The organism is Saccharothrix saharensis (assembly GCF_006716745.1).
In the GTDB taxonomy this organism is placed as follows: domain Bacteria; phylum Actinomycetota; class Actinomycetes; order Mycobacteriales; family Pseudonocardiaceae; genus Actinosynnema; species Actinosynnema saharense.
Genome location: NZ_VFPP01000001.1, coordinates 3,143,859 through 3,166,548, shown reverse-complemented (window position 1 = coordinate 3,166,548; position 22,690 = coordinate 3,143,859). Strand labels below are relative to the sequence as shown.

The following is a 22,690-nucleotide window of genomic DNA, read 5'->3' as shown; positions in this document are numbered from 1 at the left end:
CACTTTTCGTAACCTAGCCGAGATCTCGCGGCGGCAGTGGTCCATCCTGGGCCGCGACGCGGGTTCACCGCCGAATCGGCCTGTCGGGGAGCCGAGCCGGAATCTCTCACCAGAGGTGCGCCGGGCCGCGTCACGCGCCCGGCCGGCAGGCGGGATCAGACGAAGGAGACACACGCGACTGTGGCGTCGCAACGACTCAAGCGCGGCCTGCGCGGGGCGATGGCGGCCACGGCGGTGGCCGCTGCCGCGGTGGGCGCTCTGCCCGTACCCGCCGGAGCCCAGCCCAACACCCCCGCGAACGCCTCCGAGGCGCTGAAGAAGTACAACGAGCTCGCCGAGCAGGCGACCAAGCTCAACGAAGAGCTCCTGCGCGCCGAAGAGCAGCGCAACGCCAACCAGGCCGAGCTGGACAAGGCCAACGCCGACCTCGCGCAGGCGACCCAGGCGGGCGACCAGGCCAAGGCCGACGAGGAGACCTTCCGGGTCCAGGTCGACAAGCTGACCGAGGCGTCGTTCGAGGGCGCGCGGTTCAACCAGCTCTCGGCGCTGCTGGTGTCCGACTCGCAGCAGGACTTCCTCAACCGCATGTCCGCGCTGGGCGTGCTCGCGTCGGACAACAACGAGTCCCTCGAACGGCTCTCCGGCGCGGTCGACGCCGCCGAGGACGCGCGGCAGAAGGCGGCCGACGCCCAGTCCCGCGCGCAGGCCGCGACCGACGAGGCGACCAAGATCGCCGACGACATCAAGAAGCGCAACGACGAGCTGCAGGGTCAGATCACCGAGGTCAGGACCCAGCTCAACCGCCTGACGGCGCAGGAGCGCAACACGCTGACCAACACCGGTCCCAAGGTGACCACCAACGTGCCCGCGGGCGCGGCGGGCGTCGCGCTCCAGTTCGCGCTCGACCAGCAGGGCGACATGTACCTGTACGGCGCGACCGGCCCGGACCGCTGGGACTGCTCCGGCCTGACGTCGAAGGCCTACGCCGCGGCCGGCGTGTCGATCCCGCGCACCTCCGGCGGCCAGGCGGGCGCCGGGCGCGCCGTCAGCCGCGGCGAGGTCCAGGCGGGCGACCTGATCATCTACAACGGCGGCAACCACGTGGGCATGGCGGTGGACAACGCGCGGGTCGTGCACGCGTCCACCGACGGCGTCCCGGTCAAGGTCGTGCCGCTGGAGAACCCCGGCAGCATCTACGCCATGCGGCGCATCGCGGGCTGACAACTTTCATCCGGCAGGGCCATCCTTGTGACGAGGGTGGTCCTGCCGATGACTTTGGAGGCCCGTGAGCCGCATCAGGGTCGTGCTGGCCGTGGTGGTGGCCGTGACGTTCCTCGTCGGACTCGTCACGGCCGTCGCGCCGACGACCCCGACCGCTCCGCTCCGCGCGGACGCCGTCCGGGCGTTGCTCGACCAGCGCGCGCGAGCCGTGCTGGACCGGGACGAGGCGGCGTTCGGCGCCGTGCTCGACCCGGAGGCCGACGCCGGGTTCCGGCAACGGCAGCTCGACCTGTTCCGCAACCTCGCCGACGTGCCGCTGGCCGAGTGGGAGTACCGGATCGAGGGGGAGATCGGCCTCTTCGGGGTGGCGCTGCCCGCCGCCGAGGAGGTGTGGGCGCCGGACGTCCGGCTGGGCTACCGGCTCGCCGGCGTGGACGTGGAGCCGAGCAGCCAGGGCATGGCGTACCTGTTCACCCGGCGTGACGGCCGCTGGTACCTCAACTCCGACACCGCGCTGGAGCCGCTGGGCCGCCGCACCTGGCGCGGGCCGTGGGACTTCGGGCCGTGCCACGTGCACACCGGTACCGGCGGGTTCGTGCTGAGCCACCCCGGCGGGGAGGCGCTGGCCGCACGCGCGCTGGCCGAGCTGGACGGCGCCGTGACGGCCGTGACCGAGGTGTGGGGCCAGGCGTGGGCGCGTCAGGTGGCCGTGCTGGTCCCCGCGAGCCCGGAGGAGATGGTCGCGCTCGTCGGACCCGGGTTCGCCACCGGCGCGATCGCGGGCGTCGCGGTGGCCGACCGGGTCGACCCGGACACGCACACGGCGCTCGGCCAGCGGGTGGTGCTCAACCCCGACAGCGCGGGCGCGTTGTCGCCCCTGTCGCTGCGGGTGCTGCTCAGGCACGAGATCACGCACATCGCCACGCGCGGGCAGACCGTCGACGGTGCGCCCATGTGGGTGCTGGAGGGGTTCGCGGACTACGTGGGCTACCGGCGCAGCGACGTGCCGCCGACCAGGGCCGCGCCGCTGCTGGCCGCCCAGGTGCGGCGGTCCGTGCCGTCCGCGTTGCCCGCGGACGCCGATTTCCGCGGTGACGCGATGGAGCTGGCCTACCAGCAGGCGTGGTCGGTGCACCTGTACCTGGCGTCGTCGCTGGGGGAGTCGGGGCTGGTCGCGCTGCACCGGCGGCTGGCGCGGGTTCGGGCGTCCGAAGTGGACGGCGTGCTGCTGGAAGCCACCGGCGGGGACACCGCGGCGCTCGTGCGCGGGTGGCAGGACTTCCTGCGGCGGACGTTCCCGTAACGTGGTCGCGTGCGTCGGACCTTGCTGGTGACCAATGACTTCCCGCCCCGGCCCGGCGGAATCCAGTCCTACCTGCACGCGTTGGCCGTGCGGCTGCCGGAGCTCGTGGTGTACGCGCCGTCGTGGGAGTCGTCGTCCGGCTCGCACCCCGAGTTCGACGCCGTGCAGCCGTTCGAGGTGGTGCGGCATCCGGGGACGTTGATGCTGCCCACGCCGGACGTCGTGCGGCGGGCGTCGGACATCCTGCGTGGAGCGCGCTGTGACGCCGTGTGGTTCGGGGCGGCGGCCCCGCTGGCTCTCATGACGTCACGGCTGCGTGCGGCCGGCGCGTCCCGGGTGGTGGCGTCCACGCACGGCCACGAGGTCGGGTGGTCGATGCTGCCCGGCGCGCGGCAGGCGTTGCGGCGCATCGGGTCGGACGCGGACGTGGTGACGTTCGTCAGCCGGTACACGCGCTCGCGGTTCGCGGCGGCGTTCGGGCCGATGGCGGCGTTGGAGCACCTGCCGTCCGGGGTGGACACGTCGGTGTTCGCGCCTTCGGCGGCGGCGCGGGAGGAGATGCGGGCGCGGTACGGGCTGGGCGACCGGCCGGTGGTGGTGTGCGTGTCGCGGCTCGTGCCGCGCAAGGGGCAGGACGTGCTGGTGCGGGCGTTGCCGGAGATCCGGCGGCAGGTGCCGGACGCGGCGTTGCTGCTGGTGGGCGGCGGGCCGCACTGGGGTGCGGTGGAGCGGCTGGCGGCGTCGGTCGGGGTGTCGGAGCACGTGGTGCTGACCGGGTCCGTGCCGTGGGAGGAGCTGCCGGCGCACTACAACGCCGGTGACGTGTTCGCGATGCCGTGCCGGACGCGGGGGCGCGGGCTGGACGTCGAGGGCCTGGGGATCGTGTACCTGGAGGCGTCGGCGACCGGGCTGCCGGTCGTGGCGGGGCGTTCGGGTGGCGCGCCGGAGACCGTGCGGGACGGCGTGACGGGGCGGGTGGTGGACGGGCGTGAGGTGACCGAGGTGGCCAACGCCGTCGCCGCCCTGCTCGCCGACCCAGGCACGGCGGCGAAGATGGGCGCGGCGGGCCGCGAGTGGGTCACCGCGAACTGGCGCTGGGACGACCTGGCCGACCGCCTGGCCACCTTGATCAACACCTGAGCGTTGAACTCACAGGTCCTGAGCGTTCGACACTCGGCACCTGAGCGTTCGACACTCGCGAGAGTCGAACGCTCAGGACCCGAGTGTCGAACGTTTAGGACCCGAGAGTTCTACGTTCGGGCCGGGTCGTCGCCCAGCAGCCGGTCGACCGCGGCCAATTCGGCGCGGGCGTGGCGCTCGGTGATGCGCAGTCCCAGGTCGGACGTCAGCGTCACGGCCTGGGTGGCCAGGGTCCGCGCCTCGGCGACCTGGCCCAGCAGGCGGCGCACGCTCGCCAGGCCGACCAGGGCACGCGCCTCGCCCGGCAGGTAGCCGATCCGGCGGGCCTTCGTCAGGGCCTGCTGGAACTGCTCGTCGGCCGTGCGCAACGAGCCGAGGCCCCGGTTCGCCGAGGCCATCACCACCAGCACGTTCGTCGTGATCCGCTGGTCCCCGTCCTGCCGCAGCTCGGCCAACGCCCGGTCGGCCAGCTCCAACGCCTCCGCGTGCTCGCCCAGGTCCAGCCGCACCGACGCGATGCTCTCCAGCACCCGCGCCGCGGCCTCGCGGAACCCCGACTCCGTCGCCAACCGCAACGCCTCGGACAGGTGGGTGAGCGCGCGCTGCGGCTCGCCCATGAGCTGCGACGCCACGCCCAACAACGTCAACGCGGTGATCTCGCTGCCCCGCAACCCGTGCTCCACGCTGATCGCCAGCGCCTCACCGAGCAGGTCCACCGCCTCGGCCAGCTCACCGGTCTCGATCGCCAGCACGCCCAACCCGGTCAGCACACCCGTCTCAGCCGACCGCGGCCCACCGGACTCCCGCTTCAACGCCAGGCACGTCTCCAGGTCGTCCCGCGCCGACGCCAGGTCGCCCGCCTCCAGCCGCACCACGCCGAGGTTGCCGCGCACCTCCGCCTCCGACGCCAGGTCACCGCGCATCCGGTGCAGCTCGACGGCACGCGTGTAGTGCGCGACGGACGTCTCGAAGTCGCCGAGCCGCCAGTGCAGCGTGCCCAGGTTCTGGTGCATCGCCGCCTCACCCGCCACGTCGCGCTGCTCGTGCGCCGCGTCCAGGCCGTACCGCGCGGTCGACAGCCACTCGGTGACGTGCTTGCCGATCCACAGGTAGCCGCGCAGCCCGTCCGCCAGCCGCCACGACATCGCGGCCGGTCCGCGTTCGGCCGCCGACCGGATCGCCGCGGTCAGGTTCGCCCGCTCCGCGTCCAGCCACCCCCGCGCCTGCGCCGCCGTCTCGATCCGCGGCAGCCGCACGGCCCGCCCGGCGGGCGTCGGCAACCGCATCAGGTCCGGGTACAGCAGCTCGGCGCAGTGGTCCACCGCGCGCACGTAGAACTCCAGCAGCCGCACCCGGGCCGCGGCCACGTCCTCGTTCCCGGCCTCCGCCATCTCCGCCGCGAACCGCGCCAGCTCGTCGTGGAACGCGTACCGGCCGCCGTCGGCGCTCACCAGCCGCGCCCTGGTCAGCTGCCCGAGCAGCGCGGCGGCCTCCGGCACGGTCAGGTCAGCCGCGTTCGCCGCCGCCTCGGTGCTGAAGTCGGGCCCCGGCACCACGCTGAGCAGCGCGAACAGCCGCCGCGCGCCCGGCGTCAGCCCGGCGTGCGCCAGGTCCAGCGGACGGCGGTCGCCCAGCTTCTCCAGGTACCGCGCCACCGAACCGCCCGCCACCGACGCGGCCGCGATGTGCAGCGTCAACGGCAGGTGCCCGCACCGCCGCGCCAGCTCCTGCGCCGCCTGCCCGGACCGCTGCAGCACGGCCAGCGACTCGTGCGGCTCGAACACGTCCAGCCCGACCCGCCGGGCACCGTCGACGGCGATCAGGCCGCGCAGGTCGTCCCGGCTGGTCACCAGCACCGGGCAGCTCGCCGCGCCCGGCAGCAGCGGCCGCACCTGGTCGGGCGCGGCGGCGTTGTCGAGCACCAGCAGCATCCGCCGCCCGGCCAGCAGCGACCGGAACAGGCCGCTCTGCTCCTCGGAGTCCACCGGGATCTGCTCCGGCGGCACGCCGAGCGCCCGCAGGAACCGGGTCAGCACCTCCACCACCGGCGTGGCCGGTCCGGACGCGTAACCACGCAGGTCCACGTACAGCCGACCGTCCGGGAACCGCTCGCGCAGCCGGTGCGCCACGTGCACCGCCAGCGCCGTCTTGCCCACCCCGGGCACGCCGGTCAACGTCACGATCGGCACCGCGGTGCGCGGCTCGTCCGGGGCGATCAGCCGGGAGATCCGGTCCACCAGCCCGGCCCGGCCGACGAAGCCCGGCACGTCCGGCGGCAACTGGTCGGGCACGTCCGGGTCGGCCCGCTCGGTCGGCGCGGCCAGGCTCGGGTCGCCGACCAGGATCGCCTGGTGCAGCTCGCGCAGCGCCGCGCCCGGCTCGATGCCGAGCTGCTCGCCGAGCAGCCGGTCGACCAACCGGAACGCCTCCAGCGCCTCGGCCTGCCGGCTGCCCCGGTACAGCGCCACCATCAGCTGCGCCCAGAACCGCTCCCGCAACGGGTGGTCCGCGGTCAACGACCGCAGCACCGGCACCAGCCGCTCGTGGTTGCCCAGCGCCAGCTCGACGTCGTTGCGCTCCTCGTGCACCACCAGCAGCCGCTCGGCCAGCCGCGGCACTTCGTCGTCGCGCAACACCTCCGACGGCACGTCCGACAGCGCCGGTCCGCGCCACAGCGCCAGCGCCTCGGCGTACAGCTCGGCGGCGTCGGCCAGGTGCCCGGACTGCGCCGCCTGCCGCGCCAAGCCGGCCGTGGTGGTGAACCGGTGCACGTCCACCTGCTCCGGCGGCACGACCAGCCGGTAGCCGTCCGAAGTGGTCCGGATCAGCGACGGGTCGCCCAGCAGCTGCCGCAGCCGCATGACGTAGGTCTGCAACGTGCCGCGGGTGCGCGCCGGGGGGTCGCCGCCCCACAGGAAGGACACCAGCTCGCCAATTGAAACGACTCGGCCGGCGCGCAACGACAGGGCAGCCAGCAACGCCCGGTGCTTGCCCGCCCGGACGGGCACCGGTTGACCCTGTATGCGCACTTCAAGCGGGCCGAGAAGGCCGAACCACGGCCCAGCGCCCATCCGTTTGCGTCCCCTCGTTCCGCCTCCCAGGGGCACAGCCTAGGCGAGCGCTGACGGCACGAGTCATCACCGCGTCAGCGATACGACAGCGCGCTGCGGCAGTCTATGAAAAGTCCCGGTTGGGGGACCGGGACAACAGAACTTCTCGGGTCCGCGTCAGCGGATACGCGATCACTGGGGGTCGAGTGGCCCGCACTTCGGTGCGGGCCACTCGTCTTTTTCCGTCCCGGACGGCCGGGGTGGCCCCCCGGACCCGGCGTCAGCGGGCGTAGATGGCTTCGATGTCCTGCTTGTAGGTGCTGGCGACGACGGACCGGCGCAGCTTCAGGCTCGGCGTCATCTCGCCGCCCGCCTCGGTGAAGTCCACCGGCAGGATGCGGAACTTCTTGATCGCCTCCGCCTTGGACACCGCCTGGTTGGCCTCGTCCACCGCGGCCTGGATCTCGGCGCGCAGCGTCTCGTCGTCCACCATCTCGGCGACGGTCGCCGACGACGGCTTGCCGTTCTGCTCCTTCCACGCCGGGAAGAACTCCGGGTCGATGGTGATCAGCGCGCCGATGAACGGCTGCGCGTCGCCGACCACCATGCACTGGCTGATCAGCGGGTGGGCGCGCAGGCGGTCCTCCAGCACGGCGGGCGAGACGTTCTTGCCGCCGGCGGTGACGATGATCTCCTTCTTCCGGCCGGTGATCTTGAGGAAGCCGTCGGAGTCGAGCTCGCCGATGTCGCCGGAGTGGAACCAGCCGTCCTCCAGCGCCTCCGCCGTGGCCTGCTCGTTGTTCCAGTAGCTGCGGAACACGATGTCGCCCTTGATCAGGATCTCGCCGTCCTCGGCGATGCGGACCGAGGTGCCGATCACCGGGCGCCCGACGGTGCCGACGCGGAACGCCGCCGCCGTGTTCACGCACGCCGCCGCGCTGGTCTCGGTGAGGCCGTAGCCCTCCAGCACCGGCACGCCGATGCCGCGGAAGAAGTGCGCCAGCCGCTCGCCCAGCGGCGCGCCGCCGGACACCGCGTTGGTGCACCGGCCGCCCAGAGCCGCCTGGAGCTTGCTGTAGACGAGCTTGGCGAACAGCGCGTGCTTCAGCTTGAGGCCCAGGCCGACGTTGCCGGTGTCCAGTGCCTGGCTGTAGGCCACCGCGGTCGCCTCGGCGGCGTCGAAGATCTTGCCCTTGCCCGCCGCGTGCGCCTTCTGCTTCGCGCCGTTGTACACCTTCTCGAACACGCGCGGCACGGCCACCACGAACGTGGGCCGGAACGACTGGAGGTCCTCGACCAGGTTCTTCACGTCGGCCGTGTGCCCCATGGTGACGCGCGTGTAGACGCCGCACACCGACAGGGCGCGGGCCAGGATGTGGGCCAGCGGCAGGAACACCAGCAGCGAGTTGCCGGCCTGCATGAGCTGCGGGAACGCGGTGATCCCGCCCTTGACCTCGGCCAGCAGGTTGCGGTGGGTCAGCTCGCAGCCCTTGGGGCGACCGGTGGTGCCGGAGGTGTAGACGATGGTCGCCGTGTCGTCCGCGCCGACCACCTTGCGCCGTGCGCGCGCGTCGTCGTCGGACACCGACGCGCCCAACGCGGTCAGCTCGTCGATCGCGCCCGCCGCGTCACCGGAAGGACCGTCGACCTGCCACACGTGCCGCACCTCGGGCAGGCCCGCCACGACGGAGTCGACCGTGGCGCGGTGCTCGGAGGTCTCCACGAACACGGCCTTGGCCGACGAGTCGGACAGGATCCACTCGACCTGCTCGGCCGAGGACGTCTCGTAGATCGGCACGACGACGCCGCCCGCGTGCCAGATGGCGAAGTCGAGCAGGGTCCACTCGTAGCGGGTCTTGGACATCAGGCCCACCCGCTCGCCGGGCTGCAACCCGGCCGCGATCAACCCCTTGGCGACCGCGAGGACCTGCGCGGCGAAGTCGCGGGCGGTGATGTCCACCCACGTCCCGTCCACGCGGCGGCGGAAGCTGACGGCGTTGCCGAAGCGCTCCGCGTTCGCCCACACCATGTCGGTGAGGTTCTCCTCGGCAGCCACAGTGGCGGTGGCGGGGACGCTGAACTCGCGCACGTCGACCTCCGGACGATTGTTTGTTACCGGTGGGGAAACCTAGCCTGTGATTCCGGCGATACACCAGGCCGGCCCGCGTTTCCGTAACCGTGTCGTGGCACTCTCCTCATCCGTGCCCAGTGTCGACGTCGTGGACGAGACGTTCCTCGCAGTGCCTCCGGCGGTGGTCGCCGCGGCCTTCGCGCCGCCCGGCGCGTGGGCGGAGTTCTGGCCCGACCTGTCCCTCGAGGTATACGCCGACCGGGGGGCTGAGGGGTTGCGCTGGACGGTCGCCGGCGCGCTGGTCGGAACGATGGAGGTGTGGTTGGAGCCGGTCCTGGACGGCACCCTGCTGCATTACTTCCTGCGTGCCGACTTGCCGGGCGATGCGTCCGACAAGCGCACCCGCCGGGAGGTGCGCCGCCGCCAGTTGGCCGCCAAGCGGGTGTCACTCGGCCTCAAACTGATCTTGGAGGACGGCCGGCCGCCCGGTGTGCCACCCGTCCTGCCGTAGATTTGGGTCTTGTGCGCGTTCACGTCGTCTCGGATGTCCACGGCAACGCGGAGGCCCTCGCCCGCGCCGGTGACGGCGCCGACGCGCTGGTCGTGCTCGGCGACCTGGTCGACTTCGTCGACTACCACGACCACGGCAAGGGCATCCTGGGCCAGGTGTTCGGCGCGGAGAAGGTCGAGGTCTTCGCCCGGCTGCGGCGCGGCCGGTTCGGCGCCGAGACGGTCCGCTACATGCGGTCGCTGTGGGAGAGCCTGGACAACGCCGCGGACGTCGTCCAAGAGGCGATCATGGAGCAGTACACCGCGATGTTCGCGGTGATGAGCGCGCCCACCTACGCCACGCCCGGCAACGTCGACAGCCCCGAGCTGTGGCCGCTGTTCGCCCGCGACGGCGTGCACGTCCTGGACGGGCAGGTGGCCGAGATCGGCGGGCTGCGGTTCGGCTTCGCGGGCGGCGCGCTGCTGCACCCCGGGTTCGTGCCCAACCGGCGCGGACCGTGGCGGCCCTACCTGCGCACCGAGGAGGAGTTCGGCGCGGCGCTGGCCGGGCTCGGCGAGGTGGACGTGCTGTGCACCCACGTGCCGCCCGCCGTGGCCGAGCTGACCTACGACGTGGTCGCCCGCCGGCCCGAGCTGGGCTCGACGTCGTTGCTGAAGGTGATCGAGCGCGACCGGCCGCGGTGGTCGGTGTTCGGGCACGTGCACCAGCCGATGGCGCGCCGGGCGCGGGTCGGCTGGACCGAGTGCGTCAACGTCGGCCACTTCCAGCGCACGCGCACGCCCCACGTCCTGCGATGGTGAGCCGAACCACCGGGTAGCCTCCCCGGCATGGCCGACGAGTCCACCCAGTCCATCGTCATCGACGCGACGCCCGAGCGGATCGCGGCGGTCATCGCCGACTTCGACGCCTACCCCGAGTGGGCCAACGGGATCAAGCGGACCGAGGTGCTGGAGACCGGGGCGGACGGCCGGGCGGCGCAGGTCAAGTTCAACATCGACCAGGGCCCGATCAAGGACGAGTACGTGCTCGCCTACGACGAGTGGTCGCCGGACCGCATCTCGTGGCACCTGGTCAAGGGCCAGATGCAGAAGTCGCAGGAGGGCAGCTACGCGCTGACCCCCAAGGGCGGCTCCACCGAGGTCACCTACACGCTGTCGGTGCAGCTGGTCGTGCCCATGATCGGCCTGTTCCGGCGCAAGGCCGAGAAGATGATCATGGACACCGCGCTCAAGGAGCTCAAGCGCCGGGTGGAAAACGCTGGATGAGCGCCCGCCTGCTGCTCTTCACCGGTAAGGGCGGGGTCGGCAAGACGACCTTGGCCGCCGCCACCGCCACCGCGCTCGCCGCGGGAGGTCGCAAGGCGCTGGTTGTGTCCACCGACCCGGCCCACTCGCTGGGTGACGCGCTCGGCGTCCCGCTGACCGGGCACGTCGGCGAGGTCGACGGCGCCGGTTCGACCGGGGTCCTGCACGCCGCCCAGATCGACCCCCGCGCGCTGGTCGACGACGCGTGGCGCGACCTGCGCGGACACCTGCGGACCGTGCTCGCCGGCGCGGGCGTGGACGAGCTGGACGCCGAGGAGCTGACCGTCCTGCCCGGCGTCGAGGAGCTGCTGGCGCTGTCGGAGGTGCGGCGGTTGGCCGCCACCGGGCCGTGGGACGTGGTGGTCGTGGACTGCGGACCGACCGCCGAGACGTTGCGGCTGCTCGCGCTGCCCGAGGCGTTCGCCTCCTACCTCGAACGGCTGTTCCCGACCCACCGGCGGGTGGTGCGCGGGCTGCTGGCCGGCGTCGCGGGCAGCGGCACGGTCGAGAAGTGGGACGCCACCGCCGACGCGCTCGGCCGGCTGGCCGAGGACCTGGAGCAGCTGCGCGGCCTGCTGACCTCGCCCACGACCAGCGTCCGGCTCGTGCTGACGCCCGAACGGGTCGTCGCGGCGGAGACCAGGCGGACCGTGACGGCGCTCGCGCTGCAGGGCATCCGGGTCGACGGCGTGGTGGCCAACCGGGTCGTGCCGGACCCCGGCGCGGACCGCGGCCCGGCCGCCGACTGGCTGCGCACCCGTCGTGCCGAGCAGGACGCGGTGCTCGCCGAGCTGGCCGACCTCGGACCGGTGGCCGCAGTGGAGCACCGGGCCGCCGAACCGGTCGGCGCGGCCGCGCTGCTGAAGGTCGCCGAAGGCCTCTACCAGGGGCGTGACCCGCTGGACGGCGTCGTCGACGAGGAGCCGCTGCTGTCCGTGGAGCGGACCGGCGAGCTGGAGTACACGTTGCGCCTCGCGCTGCCGGTCGGCGACTCGTCGCTCGACCTGGCCCGGGTGGGCGACGACCTGGCCGTCACCGTGGACGGCAGGCGGCGGCTCGTGGCGCTGCCGTCGCTGCTGAGGCGCTGCCTGGTGACCGGCGCGGAGCTGGACGACACCGGGTTGGCCGTGCGGTTCGCACCCGACCCCGACCTGTGGATGCGGTGAGGCCCGTGGACGCCAAGCTCGCCGAAGAGCTCCGCCTGCTGCTCGACGCCGCCGCCGAGCGGGCGCAGCCGTGGCTGCACCGCATGGCCGCCGCCGAGGGCGAGCACGACACCCGGACGTGCGGCTGGTGCCCGGTGTGCAACGCGGTGGCGCTCGCCCGGGGCGACCGGTCGGAACTGGCCGCGAAGGCCGCCGAGCACGTGGCCGGGCTGATCGCGGTGCTGCGGGCGGCGCTGGCCGAACCCGCCGCGACCGGGCCCGCCGCGACCGGACCGGCCGAGGAGGAAGCCCCGAGACCGGACAAGCCGCGCGTCCAGCACATCCCGGTGGTGCGGCGCGACCAGGGGTCGCAGTGCTGACTGTCGGCGTCGACGTCGGCGGGACGAGCGTGCGCGCGGGTGTCGTCGACGGTGACGGCGCGGTCCTCGACACGGCGCGCGCGGCCACGCCCAGCGGCGAAGGAGCGCTGGAAGAGGCGATCGGCACGGCCGTCGCGGAACTCGCGTCCCGGCACCGGATCGCGGGCGTCGGCCTGGCCGTGGCCGGGTTCGTGGCCTCCGACCGGCGCACCGTGCGGTTCGCGCCGCACCTGGCGTGGCGGCAGGCGCCGGTGGCCGAGCGGATCTCGCGGCGCGTCGGCATGCCGGTGGTGCTGGAGCACGACGCGAACGCCGCCGCGTTCGCCGAGCACCGGTTCGGCGCGGCGCGCGGTGCGAAGATCGCCGCGCTGGTCGCGATCGGCACCGGGATCGGCGGCGCGCTGCTGATCGACGGCCACGTGTTCCGCGGCGCGCACGGCGTGGCGCCGGAGCTCGGGCACCTGCGGCTCGTGCCGGACGGGCGGCCGTGCCCGTGCGGCAAGAACGGCTGCTGGGAGCGGTACTGCAGCGGCACGGCGCTGAGCACGACCGCGGTCGAGCTGCTGGCCCGCCACCCCGGCCAGTCGACCGTGCTGGCGCGGGAGGCGCTGGGCGACTCGCGTGCCGTCACCGGGCGTCGGGTGGCGGGCGCGGCGCGGGACGGCGACCCGTTGGCGCAACGCGCGATGGCCGACCTGGCCCGGTGGCTGGGAGAGGGGTTGGCGCTGGTCGCCGACGTGTACGACCCCGAGGTCGTGGTCATCGGCGGCGGGGTGTCGGAGTCAGCGCCGCTGTTCCTGGACGACGCGCGGGAGCGGTACGCGGCCGTGGTGACCGGGGCCGGGCACCGGCCGTTGGCGCGCATCCGGACCGCGCAGCTCGGTGACGACGCCGGCATCGTCGGGGTGGCCACGCTCGCCCGTGACGTGGCGGCGAGCACAGCCCGCAACGGACGGCACCGTTGACCTCCGGGTCCGCGTAGCATCGCGGGATGCGGACCGCCGTCAACAGGGGACCGCGAGACCACCACGTCCGCGAGTCCCGCGTCGATCCCGTGGCGCGCCGATGAGGACCGGTGCGGCGCACGGGCACGTCGGGTACTTCCACGAGGCCGCGTTCTACGGCAGCGACGACGACTACCGGTCGTTCGTCGTGCCGTTCGTGGACGAGGGCGTGGCGGCGGGCGAGCCGGTGGTCGTGGCGTGCCGCGAGGCGAACGAGCGGCTGGTGCGTGACGCGGTGGCCGACCCGTCCGGGGTGGTGTTCGTGCCCGGCGGCGACCAGTACGACCGGCCGACCGAGGCGATCCTGGGCTACCGGAAGCTGTTCGCCGAGTACGCGGGCGTGGCGCAGATCCGGGTGGTGGGCGACGTGCCGCACCCGGGCGTCGGGGCGTCGTGGGACTGGTGGGCGCGGTACGAGGCGGCGGTGAACGAGGTGTTCGCCGAGTACCCGTTGTGGGGGTTGTGCCCGTACGACCTGCGAACCACCCCGGCGCGCGTGCTGGCGGACGTGGCGCGGACCCACCCGTGGGCGGTCGGGACGGACGGTGCGCACCAGCCCAACCCGCGGTACCGGCCCTCGTGGGCGCTGCCGTCGACCGCGCCGTCGGGGTTCGAGGCGGGGCGGCCGCTGGTGGAGCTGACCGATCCGACGCCGGCGGAGGCGCGGCGTGCGGTGACCGGGGCGTGCGCCGGCGTCCGGTTGAGCCGGGACGAGGCGGACGACATCGTGTACGCGGCGAGCGAGGCCGTGACCAACGCGCAGGCGCACGGTCGGCCGCCCGTGCGGCTGCGGGCGTGGGCGGGGGCGACGCACGTGCTGGTGGCCGTGACGGATCGGGGCGACGGGCCGACGTCACCCCTGGCGGGCCTGGTCCCGACCGACCGCACCGCCACCGCCGGCGTGGGCCTGTGGCTGACCCACCGCACGTGCCGCGACGTGATCATGAGCCGTGACGCCGAGGGCTACACCATCCGCCTGATCGCCGGCCCCTGACCCCCGCGTGTCGAACCTTCAGGTCGCGCGTGTCGAACGCTCAGGTCCCGCGTGTTCAACGCTCAGGTCGCGCGTGTTCAACACTCAGCACACGCCGGCCGACCATCCGCCCGTCCTGAGCGTTGAATTCAGGGGTCCTGAGCGTTCGACACTCGGGTCCTGGGCGTTCGACACTCGGGAGGGTCAGAGGACGGCGCCGTCGTCCCAGCCCGAGTCGGGGGGGTTGGTGTTGCGCATGCGCAGGATCAGCCAGCCCGCGCCCGAGCACATCACGATCAGGGCCAGCGGCGTGCCGATGGCGCCGGTCAGGCCGAACAGGCCGGGGAACAGCAGCAGCACGACGCCCAGGAGGATGAGCAGCAGGGCCGCGATGGTGCCCGGCCGCAACGCGGGCAGCGGCGGCGGGTCCGGCGGCACGTAGTGGTCGTTCGGGTCGTCCGAGTCCGGGTACGCGTCGGGGTCGTCGTCCGCGGTGGCCACGGCCGGCTGGCCCTCCGGCCGCACGGGACGGGCCGGCTCGGCCTCGTCGCCCTCGTCCGGGTCGACGTCGTCGAGGAAGGCCTGCTTGCCCACGCCTTCGCGTTCCAGACCCGCCACGATCTCGGCGAAGGTCGCGTCGACGTCCTCCGGGCCGTCGGTCGAGTCGCGTCGGGAGTTCATCGGCGTGCTCCAGCCCTCCGGGTCGTGAAGGCCAATCCTCTGCCAGTGTCCATCGTCCCACGAGCCCGTTGTGTTGCGGATTACGGCAGCCGGTGGACCTCGGCGACCGTACCGCCTCCGCGCGGAGGTTCGTTGTGTGTTTCGGCGCTGGATCCGTAGGCTGGCGTCGGGGATCAAGCACGTCGAGGAGGCGCTCCCAGCGGTGCTCTACTGGTTGATGAAACACATCTTTCTCGGGCCGCTCCTGAAGCTGTTCTTCCGACCCCGGATCATCGAGGGCGCGGAGAACATCCCCAAGGAGGGCGGGGCCATCCTGGCGAGCAACCACCTCGCGGTCTCCGACTCGTTCTTCCTGCCGCTGAAGCTGTCGCGCCGCGTCACCTTCCCGGCCAAGATCGAGTACTTCACCGGCAAGGGCCTCAAGGGCCGCTTCCAGCGCTGGTTCTTCTACGGCGTCGGCCAGGTGCCGATCGACCGCTCCAGCGCCTCGGCCGCCCAGGGCGCGCTCGACACCGGCGTGCGGATCGTGCGCGAGGGCAAGCTGCTCGGGATCTACCCCGAGGGCACGCGGTCGCCCGACGGCCGCCTCTACAAGGGCAAGGTCGGCGTCGCGTGGATCGCGCTGGAGTCCGGCGCGCCGGTCATCCCGGTGGCGATGTTCGGCACCGACAAGGCCAACCCCATCGGCTCGAAGATGTGGCGGCCGTACCCGATCCGGATCAAGATCGGCAAGCCGCTGGACTTCTCCCGCTACGAGGGCCTGTCCGGCGACCGGTTCGTGCTGCGGTCCATCACCGACGAGATCATGTACGCCCTGATGGAGCTGTCCGGCCAGGAGTACGTCGACGTGTACGCGGCCAAGGCCAAGGAAGGGCCCCAGGGCGACGGGAAGCAGGCGAAAGCCGTCGATCGGCTGCCCGAGGCGAAGGCGGGCTGATCGGCACCCCTAGGCTGGCGGGGTGCGGTTCTTCTACGACTGTGAGTTCATCGAGGACGGGGTCACGATCGACCTCGTCTCCATCGGCGTGGTCGACGAGGAAGGCCGCGAGTTCTACGCCGTGTCGACCGAGTTCGACCCGGCCAAGGCCGGTCCGTGGGTGCGCGCGAACGTGCTGAACCAGCTGCCGCCGCCCGCCGACCGGGCCTGGCGCAGCCGGGAGCGCATCCGCGCGGACCTGCTCGACTTCCTCGGCGGGCCCAAGGCCAACCGGGACGACGTGGAGCTGTGGGCGTGGTTCGCCGCCTACGACCACGTGGCGCTGGCGCAGCTGTGGGGCCCGATGCCCGCGCTGCCGCGCTGCCTGCCCCGATTCACCCGCGACCTGCGGCAACGCTGGGAGGACGTGGGCAAGCCGCGCCTGCCGCAGGCGCCCGCCGACGCGCACGACGCGCTGGCCGACGCGCGGCACAACCTCGCGCGCTGGAAGGTGATCGAGACCGAGCGGCAGCGGAGGGGTTTCCCGGTCCGGTAGGTGGACCCTCGCTTGCTGCACCGATCCAGCACGTGTCAGGCTTGGGTGACCCACGCCACGAGAAGAGATTGGCTAAGCAAATGCGCATTGGTGTGCTCACCGGCGGTGGCGACTGCCCCGGCCTCAACGCGGTCATCCGCGGTGTGGTCCGCAAGGGCATCGAGGCCCACGGCTGGGAGATCGTGGGGTTCCGGAACGGGTGGCAGGGGCCGGTCGAGAACCTGACCAAGCCGATCGGGCTCGATGACGTCGAGGACATCCTCACCAGGGGCGGCACCATCCTCGGCTCGTCGCGCACCAACCCGTACAAGATCGACGGCGGTGTCGACCGCATCCGCGAGACCCTCGCGGCGAACAAGGTCGACGCGCTGATCGCCATCGGCGGCGAGGACACCCTCGGCGTCGCCAAGCGGCTGACCGACGACGGCATCGGCGTCGTGGGCGTGCCGAAGACCATCGACAACGACCTCGGCGCGACCGACTACACGTTCGGCTTCGACACCGCCGTGCACATCGCCACCGAGGCGATCGACCGGCTGCGCACGACGGCCGAGTCGCACCACCGCGCGCTGGTGGTCGAGGTCATGGGCCGGCACGCGGGCTGGATCGCGCTGCACTCCGGCCTCGCCGGCGGCGCGAACGTGATCCTGGTGCCGGAGCGGCAGTTCAGCGTCGACAAGGTGGTCGAGTGGGTGGAGCGGCGCTTCGAGCGCCAGTTCGCCCCGATCATCGTCGTCGCCGAGGGCGCCATGCCCGAGGGCGGCGCCGAGGTGCTGCACTCCGGCGAGAAGGACGCGTTCGGCCACGTGCGGCTGGGCGGCATCGGCACCTGGCTGGCCGAGGAGATCGCGGAGCGGACCGGCAAGGAGTCCCGCGCGGTCGTGCTGGGCCACGTGCAGCGCGGCGGCATCCCGACCGCCTACGACCGCGTGCTCGCCACCCGGTTCGGCCTGCACGCGGTGGACGCGGTCGCCGACGGCGACTTCGGCGTCATGGTCGCGCTGCGCGGCACCGACATCGTCCGGGTCAAGCTGTCCGAGGCCACCGCGGAGCTGAAGACCGTCCCGCTGGAGCGCTACCAGGAGGCCGAGGTCTTCTTCGGCTGATCGGTCCGGTTCGCGGTGAGGAGCCCCTGGCGTCCGGTGACGCCAGGGGCTCTTCCACTACTTGGCGTAGTCGGTTCCCGACTCGGAGTGGATCGGGACACCCTGGGCGGCGCGGCATTCCCGGACCGTTCCCGCGGCGGTGCCGCCGGGGCGGACGGAGGGTGCCGCCATGCCGGCCACCTGCCAGGTGCGCGTGCTGCGCAGGTTCACCGTCACCGTGGACGGCGGGCCCGTCCCGGGTGACGTGTGGCGCAATGTGGCCGGACCCGCTCGTGGAGGCGGCCGAGTCGCCGGCACCGGCGCAGCGGGCGGCGGTAGCGCCGCCAACGGCCTGGTCGCGTTCGGGCGGCGGCACCCCGCCGAAGCCGCGCGGCCGGCCAGGCAGGCGCGGGTGCCGGCGTTGGACGCCGACCTCGGGCACGAGCTGGATGAGGCGTCGACCCTGCTCGCCCTCGCGTCACGGGCGGGTTCGGCGGCCCGCGCCGACCTCGCCGAGGCGTTGCCGCCGGCCTGCCCCTCCCGCATCCCGTCGCACCTGGTCGTCCGCGTGCACGGGGTCCGCGTGCCGGCCGCCGACGCGTGCCTCACCGGTCCGTGAACGCCCCGAAGTCCAGGTAGGCGGCGAACGTGCCCAGCCAGTGCTCGGCGTAGTAGCCGTGCCCGGACACGTGCCGCAGGCCGGCCTCGCGGTGCGCCTCGGCCGCCGTGCGGGCCAGGTCGGCGTACCGGTGGTCCTCGGGCAGCGCGGCCGCGACGGACCGCCACTGCCACGCCCGCGACAGCGCCAGCCCGACCAGGTGCGAGCCGTACGCGCCACCCGGGTCGTCCACCGGCACCGGTTCGCGCAGCACCTTCCAGCGCGAGTCCTCCAGGCGCGGGAGGAACGCCTCGAACCACGCGGTGAACTCGTCGGCCGGCAGCACCCGCCGCACCAGGTCCGCCTCGGTCAGCGCGGGCGACAGGAAGTCCGCCGCGTCCGGCTCGAACCCGCCGTACCCGACGTCCTCCCGGTGCCACCGCAGCGCCGCCCGCTCGCACGCCGACGCCAGCTCCTCGTCGCCCACCGCGCGTGCCGCGTCGAGCACCAGCCCGGTCGCGAACGCGGTGTTGCCGTGCGTGCCGGTCCGGACCGGCAGCCGCGCGGTCGTCACCTCGGCGAGATACCGGTCACGCAGCACGGCGCTCAACGGCCGCAGCTCCACCGCCCACGGCGAGCCCCAGGTGCGGAGTTCCGCATCGAGCACCAGCAGCCACGCCCACCCGTAGGGGCGCTCCCAGAACCCGCCGCTCGGGCCGTCGAAGAACGCCGCCTCGGTCCGCGCGTGCTCCTGCGTGATCAGCGCGTCGAGCACCCGGCGGGCCTGCTCCGCGCCCTCGACATCGGGCCGGACCCGCAGCAGCCGGACCGCCAACCAGGTCTGATGCACGCACGAGTGCCAGTCGAACGACCCGGCGAAGATCGGGTGCAGCACGCGCAGCGGCACCAGGTCGGCGTCGCCGGTCACCACGTGCGACCAGTGCGCCGGGTAGTCCCGCCGGAGGTTCTCGACCGCGGTCGACAGCGACCTGGCCGCCGCGTCGTCATCCGATCGGGTGTCCGGCATGGTCCACATAATGCACAGGTCGGACCCGAGTCCGTCTCTGAGTGTGGACAGCTATCTTTAACACGTGAACTGGACCGTGGACGTGCCCGTGGACACGCTTCCCGAGCTTCCGCCCCTGCCGCCCGAGCTGCGCGACCGACTGGACGACGCGCTCGGCCGGCCCGCCGCCCAGCAGCCGGAGTGGCCGGACGCCGAGCAGGTGCGCCGCGTGCGCGCCGTGCTGGAGAGCGTGCCGCCGATCACCGTGCCCGCCGAGATCGACCGGCTGCGCGACAACCTGGCCGAGGTCGCCCGCGGCGAGGCGTTCCTGCTGCAGGGCGGCGACTGCGCGGAGACGTTCGCGGACAACACCGAGCCGCACATCCGCGCGAACGTCCGGACCCTGCTGCAGATGGCCGTCGTGCTCACCTACGGCGCGAGCCTGCCGGTGGTGAAGATCGGCCGCATCGCGGGCCAGTACGCCAAGCCGCGCTCGTCGGGCATCGACGCGCTCGGCCTGCCGTCCTACCGCGGCGACATCGTGAACTCGCTGGTCGCCACGCCCGAGGCGCGCGTGCCGGACCCGTCGCGGATGATCCGCGCCTACGCCAACGCGGGCGCGGCGATGAACCTGCTGCGCGCGATGACCACGGCCGGCATGGCCGACCTGCACCGGCTGCACGACTGGAACAAGGACTTCGTCCGCCAGTCGCCCGCGGGTGAGCGGTACGAGGCGCTGGCCGGCGAGATCGACCGGGGCCTGCGGTTCATGTCGGCGTGCGGCGTGAACGACACGTCGCTGCACACCACCGAGATCTTCGCCTCGCACGAGGCGCTGCTGCTCGACTACGAGCGGGCGCTGCTGCGCCTGGACACCAACGGTGACCAGCCGAGGCTGTACGACCTGTCGTCGCACTTCCTGTGGATCGGCGAGCGGACCAGGCAGCTGGACGGCGCGCACATCGCGTTCGCCGAGCTGCTGTCCAACCCGATCGGGTTGAAGATCGGCCCGTCGACCACGCCGGAGATGGCCGTCGAGTACGTCGAGCGGCTCGACCCGCACAACCAGGCGGGCCGCTTGACCCTGATCAGCCGGATGGGCAACGGCAAGGTGCGCGACGTGCTGCCGCCGATCGTCGAGAAGGTCACCGCCTCCGGCCACCAGGTCATCTGGCAGTGCGACCCGATGCACGGCAACACGCACGAGTCGTCCACCGGCTACAAGACCCGCCACTTCGACCGGATCGTCGACGAGGTGCAGGGCTTCTTCGAGGTGCACCGGCGCCTGGGCACCCACCCGGGCGGCATCCACATCGAGCTGACCGGCGAGGACGTCACCGAGTGCCTGGGCGGCGCCCAGGAGATCTCCGACCTGGACCTGGCGGGCCGCTACGAGACCGCCTGCGACCCGCGGCTGAACACCCAGCAGTCGCTGGAGCTCGCGTTCCTGGTCGCCGAGATGCTGCGCAGCTAGGACCCCGCTGAACGACGGTGGCCCCCGACTCCGCGAGTCGGGGGCCACCGTCGTCCTACACGCCGATGATGGTGATCTTGGTGTCCTTCGGGACGCGCTCACCGGCCCGGACGGACTGGTTCACCACGCGGGCCCGGTCGCGGTTGTTGAACTGGACGTCGACCTTCAGGCCCGCGTCCTCCAGGATCTTCTTCGCTTCCTTGACGGTCTTGCCCTCGACCTGCGGCACGGTCACCGAGTCCGCGGACAGGATGACGGTCACCTGCCGGTTGCCCGGCGGCATGTTCGTGCCCGCCGGCGGGTCGGTGCGGATCACCTTGCCGCCGTCGACCTTGTCGGAGAACTCGGTCGGACCCTCGACCGGGTCGAACCCGGCCGCGCTCAGCTCGGCGAACGCCTCGTCCTTCGTCTTGCCCGTGACGCTGGGCACCGGCTTGGGCTGCGAGCCCTTGCTCAGCACGATCGTCACCGCCGAGCCGATCGGCACCGGCGTGCCGGGCGCGGGCTTCAGCGTCACCACCTTGCCCTTGGGCACGCGGTCGCTGAACGCGTCCTCCGCGGGGTTGAGCTGCGGCTTCAACCCGACCGACGTGATCTCCTGCTCGGCGGCGGCCACCTCGACACCCGCGTTGACCTGCGGCACGACCGGCTTGCCCGCGGACACCACGAGCCGCACCAGGTCACCCTGGTTGGCCTTGGTCCCGGCGGGCGGGTCGGTGCTGATCACCTGCCCGCTGGGCACGGTGTCGTGGTTCTCCCGGCGGGCCGTCTTGGTCAACGACGCCTCGTCCAGCAGCGCGGTGGCCACGGCCTCGTCCTTGCCGACCAGGTCGGGCACGGTGGTGACCCGGCCGACCGCCAGCCACCAGGCGGTGACGCCGATGAGGATCGCGGCCACCACGACCACGCTGAGCCACGTGATGAACTGCCGCTTGCTGCGCGCCCGCATCTCCTCGTAGAGCTGCTCGGGCGTCTTCTTCTTCGGCGGTCTCCTGGCGCGCGGACGGCTCGCCGGTGGCGGCGGGCCGACCGGTTTGGGCTCGGGCGGCGTGAGCAGCTCGGCGCGCGGGATCGCCCGGGTGCCCTGCGGACCGGCGGTCGGCGGCACGAGCGGGTTCGGCCGGTGCACCGGCACGGTCGGGTCGGCGAACGGCGCGCCCGCGCCCACCCGCACCGGCTCGACCCGCACCGTCTGCTCGGCCGGGCGCACCGGGGCGGACACGAGTTCCGTGGCTTCTTCCGCGGGCGCGGGGGCGGTCGGCAGCGGCACGTCCACGGTGGCGATGCCCAGCACCGCCCGCGCGGTCTCCACCTCGGACAGGAACGACTCGGCGTCCGCAGGCCGCAGGAACGGCTCCTTGCGGGTCGCCCGGCGCACCAGCTCCGCGACCTCCGGCGGCACGTCCGGGACCGCGGGCACGTCGTCGTTCACGTGCCGGTAGGCCACCGAGATGGCGTTGTCGCCCACGTACGGCGGCGTGCCGGTCAGCATCTCGTACAGCAGCACGCCCGCCGAGTAGACGTCGCTGCGCGCGTCCGTCGTGCCCGTCGTCACCTGCTCCGGGGAGAGGTAGGCCACCGTGCCGAGAATCATGGTGTCGCTGGTCACCCCGGCCGTGGAGACGGCGCGGACCAGCCCGAAGTCGGCGACCTTCACCGTGCCGCCGGGCCCGATGAGCACGTTCTCCGGCTTCACGTCCCGGTGCACGAGGTCGGCGCGGTGCGCGGCGGCCAGCGGTGACAGGACCTTCTCGATGACGGTGAGCGCCAGCGGCACGTCCAGCTTGCCGCGCGCGTTGAGCAGGTCGCGCAGCGTGCCGCCCTCGACCAGCTCCATGACCAGGTAGACCCGGTCCTCGTCCACGCCCTGGTCGTGGACCTGCACCACGCCGGGGTGGTGCAGCTTGGCCGCGGCACGGGCCTCCCGCTCGAACCGCGCGACGAACTGCGGGTCGGCCGAGAACCGGGGGTCCATCACCTTGATGGCCACCGTGCGCTCCAAGCGGGTGTCCACACCGCGGTACACGGTGGACATGCCGCCCCGCGCGACCAGGGAGCCAACCCGGTAGCGTTGTTCGAGCAGCCCGCCGATCACGTTCGTCGCCGACCTTTCCACAGCCGTGGATCGTACGGTGGGGTGATGCCGACCGATGCTGTGCGCTGGAGCATCCCACGCGCGCTTGTGGGATCCGCGTCAAAGTCGGGCGAAACAGGGGGTGTCCGCAAGCCGACCCTCAGGTGTATCGCCACCACCCGGTTGGCGCAGGGCGTG

20 protein-coding genes are annotated in these 22,690 nt (G+C 73.0%); 15 read left to right on the top strand and 5 right to left on the bottom strand.

The features are described from left to right. Positions 1-180: 180 nt before the first annotated feature. The 3 genes from FHX81_RS13180 to FHX81_RS13170 all read left to right on the top strand — a co-directional run bounded on the left by FHX81_RS13180 (position 181) and on the right by FHX81_RS13170 (position 3,664). The gene (locus tag FHX81_RS13180; RefSeq protein ID WP_141978287.1) at positions 181-1,221 is read left to right on the top strand and encodes a C40 family peptidase; all 1,041 of its coding nucleotides are present in this window, start codon (positions 181-183) and stop codon (positions 1,219-1,221) included. A 64-nt stretch (positions 1,222-1,285) separates the two neighbouring features. Continuing rightward, positions 1,286-2,524: a hypothetical protein gene (locus FHX81_RS13175; protein WP_141978284.1), complete on the top strand. Its 1,239-nt coding sequence runs from the start codon at positions 1,286-1,288 to the stop codon at positions 2,522-2,524. A 9-nt stretch (positions 2,525-2,533) separates the two neighbouring features. Then, the gene (locus tag FHX81_RS13170) at positions 2,534-3,664 is read left to right on the top strand and encodes a glycosyltransferase family 4 protein (protein ID WP_141978282.1); all 1,131 of its coding nucleotides are present in this window, start codon (positions 2,534-2,536) and stop codon (positions 3,662-3,664) included. A 110-nt stretch (positions 3,665-3,774) separates the two neighbouring features. Here the strand turns inward: FHX81_RS13170 and FHX81_RS13165 are convergent, their stop codons facing one another. Together FHX81_RS13165 and FHX81_RS13160 are read right to left on the bottom strand one after the other, a co-directional pair. Next, positions 3,775-6,672, bottom strand: a complete 2,898-nt coding sequence (locus FHX81_RS13165) for an AfsR/SARP family transcriptional regulator (RefSeq protein WP_170232038.1) — start codon at positions 6,670-6,672, stop codon at positions 3,775-3,777. Positions 6,673-6,994: 322 nt separating this feature from the next. After that, positions 6,995-8,803, bottom strand: a complete 1,809-nt coding sequence (locus tag FHX81_RS13160; RefSeq protein ID WP_141978278.1) for an AMP-dependent synthetase/ligase — start codon at positions 8,801-8,803, stop codon at positions 6,995-6,997. 112 nt (positions 8,804-8,915) lie between these two features. On the opposite strand from FHX81_RS13160, the gene FHX81_RS13155 reads away from it, so the two are divergent. The 7 genes from FHX81_RS13155 to FHX81_RS13125 all read left to right on the top strand — a co-directional run bounded on the left by FHX81_RS13155 (position 8,916) and on the right by FHX81_RS13125 (position 14,123). Continuing rightward, the gene (locus tag FHX81_RS13155) at positions 8,916-9,296 is read left to right on the top strand and encodes a polyketide cyclase / dehydrase and lipid transport (RefSeq protein ID WP_425473815.1); all 381 of its coding nucleotides are present in this window, start codon (positions 8,916-8,918) and stop codon (positions 9,294-9,296) included. A gap of 11 nt (positions 9,297-9,307) precedes the next feature. Further along, positions 9,308-10,096: a metallophosphoesterase family protein gene (locus FHX81_RS13150; protein WP_141978274.1), complete on the top strand. Its 789-nt coding sequence runs from the start codon at positions 9,308-9,310 to the stop codon at positions 10,094-10,096. A gap of 27 nt (positions 10,097-10,123) precedes the next feature. After that, complete coding sequence (locus FHX81_RS13145) at positions 10,124-10,561, top strand: SRPBCC family protein (protein ID WP_141978272.1); 438 nt, start codon at positions 10,124-10,126, stop codon at positions 10,559-10,561. Further along, on the top strand, positions 10,558-11,766 hold the full coding sequence (locus FHX81_RS13140) for an ArsA family ATPase (RefSeq protein WP_141978270.1): 1,209 nt from the start codon (positions 10,558-10,560) through the stop codon (positions 11,764-11,766). Before FHX81_RS13145 ends, FHX81_RS13140 begins: the two co-directional genes overlap by 4 nt. 5 nt (positions 11,767-11,771) lie before the next feature. Continuing rightward, positions 11,772-12,125, top strand: coding sequence for a hypothetical protein (locus tag FHX81_RS13135; protein ID WP_141978268.1), 354 nt, complete (start codon positions 11,772-11,774; stop codon positions 12,123-12,125). Next, the gene (locus tag FHX81_RS13130; RefSeq protein ID WP_141978266.1) at positions 12,119-13,090 is read left to right on the top strand and encodes an ROK family protein; all 972 of its coding nucleotides are present in this window, start codon (positions 12,119-12,121) and stop codon (positions 13,088-13,090) included. The genes FHX81_RS13135 and FHX81_RS13130 overlap by 7 nt, the downstream gene beginning before the upstream one ends. Before the next feature lie 100 nt (positions 13,091-13,190). Next, positions 13,191-14,123, top strand: coding sequence for a sensor histidine kinase (locus FHX81_RS13125; protein WP_141978264.1), 933 nt, complete (start codon positions 13,191-13,193; stop codon positions 14,121-14,123). A 183-nt stretch (positions 14,124-14,306) separates the two neighbouring features. Here the strand turns inward: FHX81_RS13125 and FHX81_RS13120 are convergent, their stop codons facing one another. Beyond that, entirely contained in the window at positions 14,307-14,783 is a 477-nt protein-coding gene (locus tag FHX81_RS13120; RefSeq protein WP_141978262.1) for a hypothetical protein, read from the bottom strand. 202 nt (positions 14,784-14,985) lie between these two features. Between FHX81_RS13120 and FHX81_RS13115 the strand changes: the two genes are divergently transcribed. From FHX81_RS13115 to FHX81_RS13100, 4 genes are all read left to right on the top strand, one after another. Next, a complete protein-coding gene (locus FHX81_RS13115) occupies positions 14,986-15,720 on the top strand; it encodes a lysophospholipid acyltransferase family protein (RefSeq protein ID WP_141978260.1) in 735 nt (244 codons plus the stop codon). Positions 15,721-15,742: 22 nt separating this feature from the next. Continuing rightward, positions 15,743-16,255 (top strand): polyadenylate-specific 3'-exoribonuclease AS, encoded by a 513-nt coding sequence (locus FHX81_RS13110; RefSeq protein WP_141978257.1) that lies wholly within the window; start codon positions 15,743-15,745, stop codon positions 16,253-16,255. Positions 16,256-16,335: 80 nt separating this feature from the next. Continuing rightward, positions 16,336-17,361 (top strand): 6-phosphofructokinase, encoded by a 1,026-nt coding sequence (locus FHX81_RS13105; RefSeq protein WP_141978254.1) that lies wholly within the window; start codon positions 16,336-16,338, stop codon positions 17,359-17,361. A 169-nt stretch (positions 17,362-17,530) separates the two neighbouring features. Beyond that, entirely contained in the window at positions 17,531-17,959 is a 429-nt protein-coding gene (locus FHX81_RS13100; RefSeq protein ID WP_141978252.1) for a hypothetical protein, read from the top strand. Here the strand turns inward: FHX81_RS13100 and FHX81_RS13095 are convergent. After that, on the bottom strand, positions 17,946-18,965 hold the full coding sequence (locus FHX81_RS13095; RefSeq protein ID WP_141978250.1) for a DUF2891 domain-containing protein: 1,020 nt from the start codon (positions 18,963-18,965) through the stop codon (positions 17,946-17,948). The genes FHX81_RS13100 and FHX81_RS13095 overlap by 14 nt on opposite strands. A gap of 64 nt (positions 18,966-19,029) precedes the next feature. Here FHX81_RS13095 and FHX81_RS13090 point away from each other — a divergent pair, with 64 nt between their 5' ends. Continuing rightward, positions 19,030-20,418: a class II 3-deoxy-7-phosphoheptulonate synthase gene (locus FHX81_RS13090; RefSeq protein ID WP_141978248.1), complete on the top strand. Its 1,389-nt coding sequence runs from the start codon at positions 19,030-19,032 to the stop codon at positions 20,416-20,418. A 55-nt stretch (positions 20,419-20,473) separates the two neighbouring features. Here the strand turns inward: FHX81_RS13090 and FHX81_RS13085 are convergent, their stop codons facing one another. Continuing rightward, positions 20,474-22,534, bottom strand: coding sequence for a Stk1 family PASTA domain-containing Ser/Thr kinase (locus tag FHX81_RS13085; RefSeq protein ID WP_141978246.1), 2,061 nt, complete (start codon positions 22,532-22,534; stop codon positions 20,474-20,476). Positions 22,535-22,690 lie beyond the last annotated feature (156 nt).

Coding starts and splice junctions, on each gene's coding strand:
- FHX81_RS13145 (WP_141978272.1), top strand. CDS start 10,124: ATGGCCGACGAGTCCACCCAGTCCATCGTCATCGACGCGACGCCCGAG.
- FHX81_RS13140 (WP_141978270.1), top strand. CDS start 10,558: ATGAGCGCCCGCCTGCTGCTCTTCACCGGTAAGGGCGGGGTCGGCAAG.
- FHX81_RS13125 (WP_141978264.1), top strand. CDS start 13,191: ATGAGGACCGGTGCGGCGCACGGGCACGTCGGGTACTTCCACGAGGCC.
- FHX81_RS13120 (WP_141978262.1), bottom strand. CDS start 14,783: ATGAACTCCCGACGCGACTCGACCGACGGCCCGGAGGACGTCGACGCG.
- FHX81_RS13105 (WP_141978254.1), top strand. CDS start 16,336: ATGCGCATTGGTGTGCTCACCGGCGGTGGCGACTGCCCCGGCCTCAAC.
- FHX81_RS13100 (WP_141978252.1), top strand. CDS start 17,531: ATGCCGGCCACCTGCCAGGTGCGCGTGCTGCGCAGGTTCACCGTCACC.
- FHX81_RS13095 (WP_141978250.1), bottom strand. CDS start 18,965: ATGCCGGACACCCGATCGGATGACGACGCGGCGGCCAGGTCGCTGTCG.